Origin of the sequence: Xylanibacter rodentium, from assembly GCF_013166575.1 — a bacterium.
GTDB lineage: Bacteria > Bacteroidota > Bacteroidia > Bacteroidales > Bacteroidaceae > Prevotella > Prevotella rodentium.
The window spans coordinates 99,513-113,723 of sequence record NZ_JABKKE010000008.1 but is presented as its reverse complement, the minus strand read 5'-3'; the positions used below and the strand labels follow the sequence as shown (position 1 = coordinate 113,723).

The following is a 14,211-nucleotide window of genomic DNA, read 5'->3' as shown; positions in this document are numbered from 1 at the left end:
GGATTATTGTTATAATCAGGTTATGGTATCCATCCCTTGTATTCTTGCCATTGCAAAGTTCAAGTAAGTTTGGTTCAATACACTGTTTGACGAAAATTTACATGGTGACAAAGATATGCTTTTTTTTTAAATTGGCAATATTCCAATTCTTTTTTATAATGAAATCATCTAATTTTTTGACTTGTGAAATTTTTAAGGAATATCACAGCAAATGCCAGATAAGTTAGTCGACAGAATTAAACCACATTATCTATCCTAAGCTGTGTGCTTGCTGCCCCATCGGGCGCTCATATTGCTATACCCGGACTTTGGTTGTTCCATTCAAGAGTTCATGTCTGTGGATTATTCAGGTAAAAGCGTACCGTCGGGTGATATTTATGTTACGTCCTTTGCCGACGGTACATATATGGAGAAAGTGACGGCAAGGTGTCTTACGCTGCCGGTGGATGGCAGGACGGAAGATGTTGGTGTCAATATTATTCGTAGAATTTAACATTTCTTTTTTCTCAAACCAGAAATGCCGTGAGGCCTTCTCTGCTTTTTTTACACGTGTTTTTGACATGATTGTCTTGCCGTAAGGGCCTCCTTGCACTCCCGCGGCGGCCGTTTCACCTTGCAACGAGGCCGCCGTCGCAATGCAATAACGGCCCCGTTGCAAGGTCAAACGGCCCTCTCTGCTTTCTTTACACGGGCGTTTTAAGGCGTGAAATCCGTAACACGCTGATTGTCAGCGCATCCTGTTTTGAACAAAAAAGGCGCTATTTCAGGGCCATGGCGTACAAACGAGGGTTCCGACCCTATTTAACATACGTTAAAGTAAACTTGTTTCGTATTTTTCTATTCAATTTGTTTCTTTGTTACATCTTTACATATTATATTTGCAGAATAAAGACTGATCTTCAAAAACATTTCATATCCATACATATCATGAACAGACTTGTATTGTCATTTATGGCTCTCGTTGCGGCCATGGCCGTTTCGGCACGCGACTACTATGTGTCGCCCTCGGGCAGCGACACCGGCACCGGCAGTGCCGACAAACCGCTGGCAACGCTGCGCAAGGCCGTGGAGAAAGCCGTGGCCGGCGACATTATATATCTGCGAGGCGGAACATACCGGCCTGCCGAGGACGAGATAATGGGTTGGCAGGAGGGCGGGCTGTACGCCTGTGTGTACAATCTCACGCGCAGTGGCACTGCAGCCCGGCCCATCACTATAGCCGGATATCCCGGAGAGAAAGCAGTGATAGACCTTAGTGGCATAAGGCCGGAGGGCAAGCGCGTCAGCGGATTCTATGTCAAGGGTGACTATTGGAGGCTGCGCGACTTTGACATCACGGGCATACAGGTGACCATAACGGGCCACACCCAGAGCGAGAACATAAGCATGCGCGGCGGGAGCAACTGTATCATAGAGCGTGTCAACATACACGACGGTATGGGCATAGGCATATATTTCACCCGGGGCAGCAACAATCTGGTGCTCAACTGCGACGCTTACAACAACTACGACCCTGTGTCGGAGAACGGAAAGGGCGGCAACTGCGACGGATTCGGATTCCATCTCAACAAGGCGTCATACACGGGCAACGTGATTCGTGGATGCCGGGCATGGCGCAACAGTGACGACGGCATAGACCTGATATCGAATCTTGCACCGGTTGTGGTGGACAGCTGTTGGGCGTGGGAAAACGGATATGACGCCAATCGCGTATCGCGGGGCGACGGCACGGGCATCAAGGCCGGCGGATACGGCATGGGCACGATGAAAGCTGACGTGGACGCACCGCGTAACGTAATCAGAAACAGCATCTGCTGGGCCAACAAAGCCAACGGATTCTACGCCAACCATCATCTTGGCGGCAATGACTGGCACAACAATTCGGCTTATCAGAACAAGTACAACTTCTATATGGTGAACCGCAAGGCTTGGGACGAGGCTGTCGACGTGGACGGCTATGACCATGTGCTCACGCGCAACGTGTCGTACAGCGGCAGACGCGGCGACTACGGCACCATTGACGTGGAGCGATGCACGTTGACGGACAACACGTTTCTGCCCGCCGTGCCGCTGCGTCCCACTGACTTCGAGAGCCTCGACGGCTCCGAACTGCTGCGCGAGCGCAAGGCCGACGGTTCGCTGCCCGACATCTCGTTCCTCCGTCTGAAACCGTCGTCTGCGGCTTACGGCATGATGGCCGGCTGGCAGTTTGACCACGATGACATCACTAACGGCATCCGCCGCGTGGCGACCGACAAGCGCCCTCGCTCCTCCAAGCGGGCGTACGACCTGCGCGGTATACCCGCCACGGCCGGCACACACGGCCTGAGAGTGGTGGAGGGGAGGAAGTATATAGGAAGATAGTTCTGCCAGAAGCATCTTTCACGGCAACAGCGGCAGCAGATTCTTCATTCTTCACTCTTCATTCTTCATTCGGTAACAGTTGCTCCATTCGTAAACGGGGCGTATGGCGATGTGCAGTCCGTTGTGCTCTATGTCACTGTATTCATGGTCGGTGAGCAGCAGCAGGTCGGTGCATCCGGTGCGTTTGTGGGCCATGAGCAGACCGTTGATTTCGCGCTTGCGTGTCTTTTCGGCCGATATGTCGTAGGACACCTGTATGGCTTGCAGCACGGTGTTGCCGTTGCACACCAGAAAGTCGCACTCGCCCGAACGCTCGTTCATATAGTACAGGTCCCATCCGTTGGTCTTGCAGCGTCGTAACAGTTGCACAAGCACCACCGTTTCGAGCCTCCATCCGAGGTTTTCTCCGGCAAAGGCGTTCTCCCGCCTGTTCATCATGGCCACGTCTATGGCGTAAACTTTCTCTTGTGTGATGCGTACCTTGCTTTTGGGTGCGTATTTTTTTATGCCTGCGAGCAGGAAAGCCTGCTTGAGATACGATATGTAGTTCTTTACGGTATGCTCGGACTTGATGTGGAATGTCTGCGCGAGGTCGGTGGTGACAACGGTTGCCGGCGAGATGTTGAGCAGATGGTGGGCCATCTGTTCGAACGATTCCTTATATATAATGTTGTGGCGCTGTTCGATGTCTCTTTGCAGAATGTTGTTCACAAGGTCGGTGATGTAGGTGCGCTTGTCGCCTATGGCGAGCAGTTCGGGAAAGCCGCCGTCCTTTATATACTCGTCAAAGGCCGCCCGCCGCAAGCCTTCGGCCTTGGTGGTTTTGCGGCCGGTGTCTACTCCTTTCATGGCGCAGTATTCGGCAAACGAGAACGGGTAGAGGTTTATCTCTTTGGCGCGGCCCGACAGGTGAGTGGCCAGTTCGGTGCTGAGCAGTTTTGCGTTGGAGCCGGTTATGACTACGTGCATTCTCTTGCGCAGCATACGGTTGACAAAAAGGTGCCATCCCTCGATGTTCTGTATCTCGTCGAGGAATATGTATTCGAAGTCGCCGTACACCTTGTACATCACTTCAAGCACATCGTTGAGCTGTGCGGCCTGCATGCCGCTCATGCGCTCGTCGTCGAAATCGGCGTATGCATATCTCGCCGATGCGTTTTCGAGCGCCTGAAAGCAAAGCGTGGACTTGCCGCTGCGGCGCACTCCCGTCACTACTTGTGCCTGCGGGCTGGTCAGGTCGATGAGCTTTTCCTCGCCGCGGTGGCACAGCGGGTCTTTGCGGCGTGCCTCCAGTTCTTCCTGCTGGTCGGTGAGAATCATCTCAAGAGTGCGCTTGTCAATGAATTCCGGTTGTTTCTGCCTTGCCATAAAAGTAGGTATTAAGATTTGTATTATGCTTGTCTTTATGCCGCAAAGATAAGTAAATCATTCGTAAAAACGCGATATTTTGCAAGTTTTGTGCATTAAGATTGCGTTATTTCACATATTTTGGAGTATTATGACTGCGTTATTTTACATATTTCAGTCGTTAAGATTGCGTTATTTTACGTATTTTGGGGTATTGCAACTGCGTTATTTTACATAGTCCGTAGCTTTTTCTGCATCTTCAGGCTGTCTTTTTGTGGTATTCTTGTGGTGCCGTACAAGTATTTTTATCCGCATGTTATGTAATTATACGGCCCAACCGGCAGTTAACTCATTTATTTTCACTACCTTTGCACCGCGTAAACCCTGAACGGGAGCTTTCACATGGCTGGTAGGGAAAGACAGGTCGGGGACTACGGATATTTTTTATATAAGACATTTGATTTGAAGACATTTGAAGAATTGGGCGTAAGCGAAGAGATTCGCCGCGCCATTGAGGAGCTCGGATTTGAACATCCGATGCCAGTTCAGGAAGAAGTAATCCCTTATCTGCTTGGTAACCGTAACGATGTGATCGCGCTGGCACAGACCGGCACGGGCAAGACGGCCGCATTCGGCATTCCCGTGTTGCAGCGCATTGACCCGGAGAGGAAAGAGACGCAGGCACTTGTGCTCAGTCCTACACGCGAGTTGTGCCTGCAGATAGCCGACGACCTTAAGGACTTCTCAAAGCACATGAAAGGTATCAACATAGTGGCTGTATATGGAGGCGCTTCGATAGATACGCAGATACGCTCGCTGCGCCACGGAGCGCAGATAATCGTAGCCACGCCGGGACGTCTCATCGACTTGATGCACCGCGGCAAGGCCGTGCTCGACTCGGTGCAGAACGTGGTGCTCGACGAGGCTGACGAGATGCTCAACATGGGATTTACAGAGAGCATCAACGAGATATTCGAGGGGGTGCCCGAAGAGCGCAACACGCTGCTTTTCTCGGCCACGATGAGCAAAGAGATAGAGAAGATAGCCAAGTCGTATCTGCACGACCACAAGGAGATAGTGGTGGGAAGCCGCAACGAGGGTGCCGAAAACGTAAACCACGTATATTATATGGTCAATGCCAAGGACAAGTATCTGGCCCTGAAGCGCATCGTCGACTATTATCCGAGGATATTCGCCATAATATTCTGCCGCACCAAACTTGAGACACAGGATATTGCCGACAAGCTGATACGCGACGGATACAACGCTGAGTCGCTTCACGGCGACCTCTCGCAGCAGCAGCGTGATCTGACCATGCAGAAGTTCCGCCAGCATATGACCCAGCTGCTCGTGGCAACAGATGTGGCTGCGCGCGGTCTTGACGTCAACGACCTGACACATGTAATCAACTTCGGCATGCCCGACGACACAGAATCGTACACCCATCGCAGCGGACGTACGGGCCGGGCCGGCAAGAAGGGCACGTCGATAGCCATCGTCCACACCCGCGAGCGCCATAAGATACGCGAGGTAGAGAAGATTATCGGCAAGGAGTTTGTGGCCGGCAAGATTCCCTCGCCGCAGGAGATATGCACCAAGCAGCTGTACAAGGTGATGGACGAGATAGTAAAGGTGGACGTTGACGACGAGCAGATAGCCCCCTTTATGGAAGAAATAAACCGCCATTTCGAGTTCATAGACAAGGAGGACGTGATAAAGAAGATTGTAAGCCAGGCTTTCGGGCGCTTCCTTGCTTATTATGCCGACGCACCTGAGATTGACGTGCTGCCGGAGAAAAAAGGCCGTAGCGAGCGCAGTTCGGAGCGTGGCGGCAACAGCCGCGGACGTACAGGCGGCAACCGCAAGGCAGAGAAGGGCTACAAACGCCTGTTTATCAATCTGGGAAAGGCCGACGGTTTCTATCCGGGTGAAGTGATGCAGTATGTCAACAAGCATGTACAGGGCCGTCAGGACATTGGGCATATAGACCTGCTGAGCAAGTTCTCATACATAGAGGTGCCCGAACGCGATGCCCAAAAGGTGATGAAGGCGCTTGACGGAACGTGGTATAAAGGGCGCGAGGTGCGTTGTAACGATGCAGAGACGCCACGTGGAGAGCGCACTTCGGCTGAACGCGGCGAGCGCAAAGGCCGCAGTCAACGTGAGCGCGGTGTCCGCGGCGAGAGCTTTGACCGCAGCGGCAAGGGCTATTCGGAGCGTCAGACCAAGGAAAAAGGCAAGGAGAAAGGCAAAGGCAAGCGCGGACAGCGCGGCGAGGTGCGCATGGAGAGCGGCCGTCAGGACGACTGGCGCCAGTTCTTCCAAGGACACGACATACAGCTGATAGGGGAGGAGCCCGACTTCGCTGAAGAAGGGTGGGCACGCCGAAAGCCTAAGAAGAAATAGTTTTTTTTCTTTAGGGGACCTTGGAGAATTAAAGGAGTCAAGTGGAAGACATCGTTCGCTTGACTCCTTTAATTCACAGAAGAAAACTCCTGAAGAAAAAACGTCCAAGAGTAGAATACCCAATTATGAACGGCATAGAGAAAAATTCCGTATTGTGGAATCTCTGGCACGGCTGCCACAAGTTGAGTCCGGGCTGTGCCAACTGCTATGTATACCGTGCTGATGCCGGCCGCGATGTAGACACAACAGTGGTGACACGTACAGGAAGTTTCGACTTGCCTGTGAGACGGAGACGTGACGGAAGTTGGAAGATTGCACCGGGCACAATGGTATACACCTGCTTCACGTCAGATTTCTTCGTCGAAGATGCCGACATATGGAGGCAGGAGGCATGGGCAATGATACGCGAACGGCAAGACCTGCGCTTTCTTATGATAACAAAACGCATAGACAGATTTGCCGCATGTCTGCCTGATGACTGGGCAGACGGTTATGAAAATGTCACCGTCTGCTGTACGGTGGAGAATCAGGCCATGGCCGACCTGCGCTTGCCTATATACCTTTCCGCTCCTATAAAACACAAGACAATAATATGCGAGCCGCTACTCGGGCATGTCAATCTACGTCAGTATATAACCGCCGGCTGCATAGAGCAGGTGGTTGCCGGAGGAGAATCGGGGCGTTATGCGCGTCCTTGCCACTTCGAATGGATTCTCGACATACGTGAAGTATGCGCTGAAAACGGCATTGGTTTCTGGTTCAAACAAACCGGTGCCATATTTATAAAGGACGGAAGAGCATACCGTGTTCCACGCAGTATGCAACACTCACAGGCAAGAAGGGCGGGGATAAACCTGGAGAAACCACATCTTAAATAGCCTACATCAGTTTCTCTTGTCTGATTGAAATAACAACTGTAACGTTGACGATATTACCATTTCATTGTATTAGCCTTGGTTAATCCTTCATATACATTTACAATTTGTTCATATTTTAAAAAACGTACCCTCTTGGATATTGCATTGAATATAGAAGCATTCAATTTATCAAGAAACTCATTTTCACGACTTTTATCCGCCACGATGTAAAACTTTGCATAGAAATCCTGCAATTCATAAAACTTGGAAAGTGAATTCTTAATATCGGTAGTATGTTCCACTTCGTATAAATCAGTGGGCATTCTGCGGTCATTAAACCATATAACATCTATTGTCCTTGCTTTTCTCAACAGGCTTTCGTATGTAAATGGAGGCAATGTTACAGTATCAGTGATGTCTCCTAAATGCTTGTCAAGAAATATCCTGTTCTTGTCCTGTGCAGGAACATAAGTTTCCTTTTTATTGTACTTTCCGATTTCAACCAGCATCCCCTGATAGTATCCATGACTGAATCGTTCCTCGCTTTGTCGGTTTCCTACCTTCAGATCAAACTTTTGCAAAACTTTGTCACGCTCTTTTTCCAAAGCCCACAAACCAGGTTGTATACGGAATATTTCTTTGCTGACCTGAACTATTCTTCTTACGGTTGCTTCCGGAGTTTTCGTTTTCCAAGACGTGAAATCCATTATTTCATTGAGTCTGCGAAGTGTTGCAAATCCACCCTCATTCCTCAATGCTTCTATAACTTGATACTCTTGTGTTTCTTTTTTCATTATATTTGTCCGATATTGTTGCCGATTGCAAATATACTTCTTCTTTTTTTACCGGCCAAACTATCTTATATTTTTTAAAGGCTTGTTGTTTGTGAAATTCAAGACTGCCGCAGGCGGTTTCCCACATTCATTTTGGGAGACGTATTCTTCTTTTGCCAATACCAATGGAGGGGCTATAGTATTTGGAATAAAGGAAAAAGATGATGTGCTTTTACTCGACGGTCTGAATCCTGACCAGATTGCAAAATATAAACGTGATTTTTTCAACGCTATACACAGCAAACAGAATGTAAACATCGCTTTGATTACAGAAGACCTTGTGCATGATGTGGAATATGGTGGAACCCATTTTCTGTTATTTTATATTCCTCGTATCGACCGTGCATTACGACCGGTATATGTGGGGCTTGACCCTTATACCGGAACTTTCCGCCGTGACATTGACGGGGATTATCATTGTTCGCGTGAAGAAGTGAACAGCATGTTTGCCGATGCCAATCTTGCCAGCCCTGTTGACGGCCGGATATTGAAAAACTTCAGCAAGGAGGATTTGGACCATAGTTCTATAAAACAATATCGCAGACGTTTTGAACAATGGAATCCTGACCATGTTTGGAACAGTTTGCCTGAAGACAAGTTTCTGGAAAAGATCAATGTATTCAGAAAAGACAGAAAGAGTGGCGAGTACGGACTGACCTATGCCGGTTTGCTGATGTTTGGAACGTATAGTGCCATCATGGACGAAAATCCGAATTTCTTTCCTGATTATCAAGAAATACAAGATCCTAAGGACAGATGGGTAAACCGTATTTGTCCCGATGGAAACTGGGAATCAAATCTGTTTCAGTTTTATAGTCGCTTATTGCCTATTCTTCAAAATTTCCTGCCCAAACCATTCATTCTTGAAGATGGACAGAGAAAAGCAGAGACTACTGCACATGTCGCTGTCAGAGAGGCGTTTTATGGTGCTAATGTTGCTCTTCAAGCCTCCAATGTTGCTCTTCCCAAAAGATATTCAAAAGAGCAGTTAAAGGAGAAAGTAACAGAGGTTTGTGCCGATTGGGTGACGGCAGAACAGATTGCAGAACTAATAGGAAGGAATGTAACGTACGTAAAGAACCATGTAATACCTTTAATGACTGATTTTTTGGAAAAGATGCATGATGTTCCTCATCATCCAAGGCAAAAATATCGAATCCGTAAATCTTAGAGTATACCAAACCGCGAAACAGCCCCTACCACGCACAATATTTGTATATTGCAACGCTCTCGTGTCACAACACGAAGCTGTATGCCAGTTTATCCTGCGTGCTCAATATCCCCCTTTGGGGGATTATAGGGGGCCTGGCCTCCTACCCCTTCAACTTGTTCCTCACCTCGGTGGGTGTCTCCCCATAGGCATCGCGGTAGCATTTTGTGAAATAGGCGGGAGTTGAGAATCCTGTTTCGTAGGCTATCTCGCTGATTGTCTTTTCGGTGGTGGTGAGCAGATGGCGGCCGTGTTGCAGACGCAAGCGGCGTATCAGTTCCACTGGTGCATAGTTGGTGAGCGCCTTTATCTTGCGGTAGAACTGCGAGCGCTCCAGTCCCATCATCGATGCAAGAGTGTCGACATTCAAGTCGGAGTTGCCCATTTCCCTGTTGAATATGTCGATGAAACGGTTGTAGAACTCGTTGTCGATGTCACCGGTGGGCAGCTGTCGGGCTGGGGCTGCACCGGCTGACGGCTTTTCGGGCGGGGTGACGGTCGTGCTGTACAGCCGGATGATGCGCTTGCGGTTGGCTATGAGCGCGGCGCAGCGCGACTTGAGAACTTCGGTATTGAAGGGTTTCGAGAGATATCCGTCGGCACCGTTGTCGTATCCCTGAACACGCTGTTCGTCCATGGAGCAGGCAGTGAGCATGAGCACGGGGATGTGGGATGTTGACACCTCGTTCTTGATGAAGCGGCAGCATTCCAGACCGTCCATCACCGGCATCATCATGTCGCAGATGATTATATCGGGCACGTATCTCGCGGCCATGCGGCATCCCTGACGGCCGTTGGCGGCAGTGATTATGTTGTAGTCGTTGGCGAGCAATTCGCCCACAAGTTTCTGTATGTCGGTGTTGTCGTCGATGATGAGCAGCAACGGTTTGTCGTCATCAAAAGTCATCGCGGTGTCTATGTCGTCGAGTTCGGCTTTCACCTCCTTGTCGTCAATGTTCTTTGGCTCTATGACGGTATTGTCGGTCACATGGGTGACGGGCAGCGTCACGGTAAACTCCGAACCTTTGCCTGGCGTGCTGTCCACGGATATCGTGCCGCCATGTAGCTCGACGAACGCCTTGGCAAGCGAAAGCCCTATTCCAGAGCCTTGGGGATGCACGCGGTCGGCCTGATAGAAGCGGTCGAAGATGTTGCCGAGGTTGCGGCTGCTGATACCTTCGCCGGTGTCCTTTATGCCGAATGTGAGTGTGGTGCCGTCGGTGTGGTAGCTCACAGTGATGGTGCCGTTGTCCGGGGTGAACTTGAAGGCGTTGGACAGCAGGTTGAAGAACACGCGCTCTATCTTCTCGGTGTCAATGGCTACGCGTGGCGGTTTGCGGCCGGTGGTGTTGCCGGTGCTGTTGTCGTTCGTGCCGTCGGCCGGTACGGCGAGCGTAAGGTGTATATCGCGCTTGGCGGCAATGGTGTAGAACGACTCCATCCAGTCGCGTGTGGCGCGGTCGAAGTCAATCTCGGTGAGCCTTAAGTCGAGCTTGCCGTTCTCGTACTTGCGGAAATCAAGTATCTGGTTGATAAGACGTTTCAATATCCTCACATTCTTGTCGGCTATCTTCATGAGCGTCTGCTGTCGCGGTGTGAGGTTAGCGGCCTGTGCGAGCTGCGCCACCGGCTCGGCTATGAGGGTGAGCGGGGTGCGCAGATCGTGTGACACATTGGTGAAGAACATCAGTTTCGATTGTGTGGCGGCTTCAAGCTGCTCGTTCAGCTGCTTCTGCTTGTCGCGCTCCTGCTCGAGCAGCCGGTTCTGTTGAATGAGTGTCTTGCGGTGTCTGTTGCGCTGCCAGTAGACCCTGAGAAGCAGGAATCCCACTCCGAAGAGCAGCACGATGATGGCTATGCTGGCATAGAATAGCGATGTCTGTGCGGAGTGCTTGGCCCAATAGTCGTCTATCTGTGCCTTGAGAAGCCGCATCTTGCCCGTCTCCTGCTTCAGCGTCTCGTTTTGCAGCAACAGGATGTCGGCATTGGTCAGATCGACGGCCGACGATGCCGGTATTAGCGTTTCGCGGCGATAGGGCTGCCCTTTGAGTATGGCAAGTGCTGTCTGTATGAGGCGGTGACCCTCGGTGGGGTAGAGGAAAGTGGCGTCTATCACGCTGTCGGCCACGGCCTGTATGCCAATCTCGGGCGCGGCGTCGATGCCTATAACCCTTATGTCGCGTCGGCCGTGACGGCGTGCCACCTCGGAAGCTCCTATGGCCATACGGTCGTTGTGGGCAAAGATGAGGTCGATGTCGGGGTAGAGTTTCAGCAGTGAGTCGGTCACGGGTATGGCGTCTTCCTTGTTCCAGTTGGCCGGCACACTGGCCAGCAGGCGTCCGCCCTCGTTTTCGTATTCCTTTGCAAATCCGTTGTGGCGCCCATCTGCGGGCGTCGAGCCGCGCAGTCCGTAAATTTCGATGGCTGTGGTGCCTTTGCCGAGCAGATGGGTAGCATAGTGGGCGGCCGAGCGGCCTATGCCTTCGTCGTCGACGCCGATGCGTGCGGTGTAGGTGTCGCCGATGATGTTGCGGTCGAATATAATGACGGGGGTGCCGCTTTCGTACACTTTCCTTATAATTGGCGTGAGGGCTGCGGCCTCGTTGGGAGAGACAATGATGATGTCAAACTTGTTGTCGGCGAAATATTTTATGTCTTCTATCTGTCGGGCGTTGTCGTCGTCGGCCGAACGTATTTCCACGACGGCGTTTTCGTGGAACATTATCTCACGGTTTATCTCGTCGTTCATTTTGGCACGCCAGTCGTCCTGACTGCATTGCGACACACCTATTTTGTAGACTTTGTCGGCTTTGCAGCCGGTTACGGCAACAATAACGGACAATAACATGATGTATGATAATATTCTGTTCATCGGGTTGGTTGTCAATATCGTATTGCAAATTTAGTTATAATCCGATGAAAAACAGTGCATAAGGTATTAAAAATCGGGCTATGCAACATTTTTGATAGCTAATGCACTATATTTGGCACTGTGTGTCTGTGTATTATAGTAATTTTGCAAGTGAAGAAACGTATCCCCCTGTAATCCTCCCTAAGGAGGGTATATCGGGAGCAGACCGGCACCTGAAGGAAATAATGATGGGTAAGAAAAGATGATTATATGAAAGTCGGCAGCCAATGACAAGGATTAAAGAGGTGATTAGAGAATGGCAGAGCAGTAGTAAAGTTAGTTAGTAAATAAGTAAAATAGGTAGAACCTTTTTGAGGTAAGGAAGATTGTTTCAGGTACTTTGAAGACGAATATCAAAACAATATAACGATGAGAAATATAACTAAAAACTTAAAATCGATGATGATGATGGGAACCGCGTTGTTGTATCAGGCAATGACGGTATCGGCACAGACAGCCACAACATCTGCACAGACGTTAACGGCGGTGTCACAAGTGTCAACGCAGCCGGTTGCCGACAAGGCTACGGGCGTGGAGGTGGACCATCTCGGAGTAAGCAACACACTGGTACGTGTGACGGGTGAGGGCAAGTATTTGCTTCTTCCGGTTCAGGAGGCAAACGACGATGCACGTATCAATGTGCTTGTTGACGGAAATGTTGTCGAGACAATACGTGTGCGTCTGGCAAAATCGAAGATTGACTATTCCGTTCCTTACAACTTGTCGCCCTACAAAGGCAAGAACGTTATTCTCGACATTGTCACATCGCAAGGCCGCAGCTCTGTGCGCGAGGCTAAAGATGACGCATGCTGGAAAGGCATTAGGCTGGTGGACGCTTTCGACACCGCCAATCGCGAGAAATACCGTCCTGCCTATCACCATACACCGCTTTACGGCTGGATGAACGACCCCAACGGAATGTTCTACAAAGACGGCAAGTGGCATCTCTATTACCAGTACAACCCTTATGGTTCGAAATGGCAGAACCTGTCGTGGGGACATTCCGAATCGGCCGATCTCGTAAATTGGGAGCATAAGCCTGTGGCCGTAAAGCCCGACGGACTCGGAATGATATTCAGCGGCAGCTGTGTCGTGGACAAGGCCAACACAGCCGGATTCGGAGAGAATGCTGTGGTGGCCATGTATACTTCGGCTGATGTGAGCCAGATGCAGAGCGTGGCGTTGAGTACGGACGGTGGCATTACGTTTGCCACATATCCATACAATCCCGTAATCACGCTCGAGAGCGAGGCCCGCGACCCGAATATGTTTTGGAACGAGGCCACAGGCGAGTGGAATCTTGCTTTGGCGCATGCTCTCGATCATGAGATGCTGTTCTTCACATCGCCCGACCTGAAGCGCTGGACGCTGCAGAGCTCCTTCGGTAAGGGACTGGGCTGTCAGGACGGTGTGTGGGAATGCCCCGACCTGTTCAAACTGAAGGTGGATGGCAGTGGCGAGGAGAAGTGGATGCTGATATGCAGCATTAACCCCGGAGGCCCGTTCGGTGGCAGCGCCACACAGTATTTTATAGGCGACTTCGATGGCAAGACATTCACACCCGACAGGGATGCCGACGGTAGTGTGCCCACCAAATGGATGGACTACGGCAAGGACCACTATGCTACGGTGAGTTGGAGCAACGCTCCCGACGGTCGTCGCACGGTGATAGGATGGATGAGCAACTGGCAGTATGCAGCCGAGGTGCCTACGCAGCAGTTCCGCAGCGCCAACACTCTGCCGCGCGAGGTGGGACTGTTCAAGGCCGGTGATGGCAGGATATATGCCTCTACAGTGCCGTCGCCCGAGGTGGACGCTCTGCGTGGCAAGGTGGTAAAGCATGTGTCGAAGATGTCGGCCGGCCGTAAGGCAAAACGGTTCGCACTGCCCGAATTATGCGAGATAACGCTCGACGCGGCATCGCGCCGGGGTGGAAACATGATACTGACACTGGGTAACGACAAAGGCGAGAAGGTTGTGATGACGTACGACGCGGCCAATGGCACGTTGTCATTCGACCGCCGTGAGAGCGGCATCACTGACTTCAGTCAGGATTTTCCCGCTGTGACCACTGCTCCCACATTTACGGCTGACGGTAAACTGGGGCTTAGGATATTCGTTGACCGTTCGAGCATCGAAGTGTTCGGTAAAGACGGCCGCTTCGCTATGACCAACCTCGTGTTCCCCCGTACTCCGTATACCTCTCTGACGGTATCTTCAGACAGGGTGGCGCAGATCACAAGCCTGAACATCTATGAGATAAAGGAGACGAAATGAACGCAA

The 14,211-nt window shown here is 50.8% G+C and carries 9 protein-coding genes; 6 read left to right on the top strand and 3 right to left on the bottom strand.

The genetic code is table 11. From position 1 onward, the window contains the following. The first annotated feature begins 337 nt into the window (after positions 1–337). A complete protein-coding gene (locus HPS55_RS06390) occupies positions 338–493 on the top strand; it encodes a hypothetical protein (protein WP_172174567.1) in 156 nt (51 codons plus the stop codon). Between the two features lie 434 nt (positions 494–927). Continuing rightward, positions 928–2,364, top strand: coding sequence for a right-handed parallel beta-helix repeat-containing protein (locus HPS55_RS06385; RefSeq protein ID WP_172174570.1), 1,437 nt, complete (start codon positions 928–930; stop codon positions 2,362–2,364). A gap of 51 nt (positions 2,365–2,415) precedes the next feature. On the opposite strand, the gene HPS55_RS06380 is transcribed toward HPS55_RS06385, so the two are convergent. Next, a complete protein-coding gene (locus tag HPS55_RS06380) occupies positions 2,416–3,732 on the bottom strand; it encodes an ATP-binding protein (protein WP_172174572.1) in 1,317 nt (438 codons plus the stop codon). Positions 3,733–4,173: 441 nt separating this feature from the next. Between HPS55_RS06380 and HPS55_RS06375 the strand changes: the two genes are divergently transcribed. Further along, a complete protein-coding gene (locus HPS55_RS06375; protein WP_172174575.1) occupies positions 4,174–6,117 on the top strand; it encodes a DEAD/DEAH box helicase in 1,944 nt (647 codons plus the stop codon). Between the two features lie 125 nt (positions 6,118–6,242). Next, positions 6,243–6,995, top strand: coding sequence for a DUF5131 family protein (locus tag HPS55_RS06370; RefSeq protein WP_172174578.1), 753 nt, complete (start codon positions 6,243–6,245; stop codon positions 6,993–6,995). A 53-nt stretch (positions 6,996–7,048) separates the two neighbouring features. On the opposite strand, the gene HPS55_RS06365 is transcribed toward HPS55_RS06370, so the two are convergent. After that, positions 7,049–7,768 (bottom strand): hypothetical protein, encoded by a 720-nt coding sequence (locus tag HPS55_RS06365; protein ID WP_172174581.1) that lies wholly within the window; start codon positions 7,766–7,768, stop codon positions 7,049–7,051. A 91-nt stretch (positions 7,769–7,859) separates the two neighbouring features. On the opposite strand from HPS55_RS06365, the gene HPS55_RS06360 reads away from it, so the two are divergent. Then, positions 7,860–8,978: an AlbA family DNA-binding domain-containing protein gene (locus HPS55_RS06360; RefSeq protein WP_172174584.1), complete on the top strand. Its 1,119-nt coding sequence runs from the start codon at positions 7,860–7,862 to the stop codon at positions 8,976–8,978. A 142-nt stretch (positions 8,979–9,120) separates the two neighbouring features. Here HPS55_RS06360 and HPS55_RS06355 read toward each other — a convergent pair whose 3' ends face one another. Further along, positions 9,121–11,889 carry a hybrid sensor histidine kinase/response regulator transcription factor gene (locus HPS55_RS06355; RefSeq protein WP_172174587.1) on the bottom strand — a complete coding sequence of 923 codons (2,769 nt, stop codon included), beginning with the start codon at positions 11,887–11,889 and terminating at the stop codon, positions 9,121–9,123. Positions 11,890–12,363: 474 nt separating this feature from the next. Here HPS55_RS06355 and HPS55_RS06350 point away from each other — a divergent pair, with 474 nt between their 5' ends. Further along, on the top strand, positions 12,364–14,205 hold the full coding sequence (locus HPS55_RS06350) for a DUF4980 domain-containing protein (RefSeq protein WP_172175106.1): 1,842 nt from the start codon (positions 12,364–12,366) through the stop codon (positions 14,203–14,205). Positions 14,206–14,211 lie beyond the last annotated feature (6 nt).

What these genes read in the sequence shown, in the direction of transcription:
- HPS55_RS06350 (WP_172175106.1), top strand. Translation starts at nt 12,364, where the DNA reads ATGACGGTATCGGCACAGACAGCCACAACATCTGCACAGACGTTAACG.
- HPS55_RS06385 (WP_172174570.1), top strand. Translation starts at nt 928, where the DNA reads ATGAACAGACTTGTATTGTCATTTATGGCTCTCGTTGCGGCCATGGCC.
- HPS55_RS06365 (WP_172174581.1), bottom strand. Translation starts at nt 7,768, where the DNA reads ATGAAAAAAGAAACACAAGAGTATCAAGTTATAGAAGCATTGAGGAAT.
- HPS55_RS06370 (WP_172174578.1), top strand. Translation starts at nt 6,243, where the DNA reads ATGAACGGCATAGAGAAAAATTCCGTATTGTGGAATCTCTGGCACGGC.
- HPS55_RS06380 (WP_172174572.1), bottom strand. Translation starts at nt 3,732, where the DNA reads ATGGCAAGGCAGAAACAACCGGAATTCATTGACAAGCGCACTCTTGAG.
- HPS55_RS06355 (WP_172174587.1), bottom strand. Translation starts at nt 11,889, where the DNA reads ATGAACAGAATATTATCATACATCATGTTATTGTCCGTTATTGTTGCC.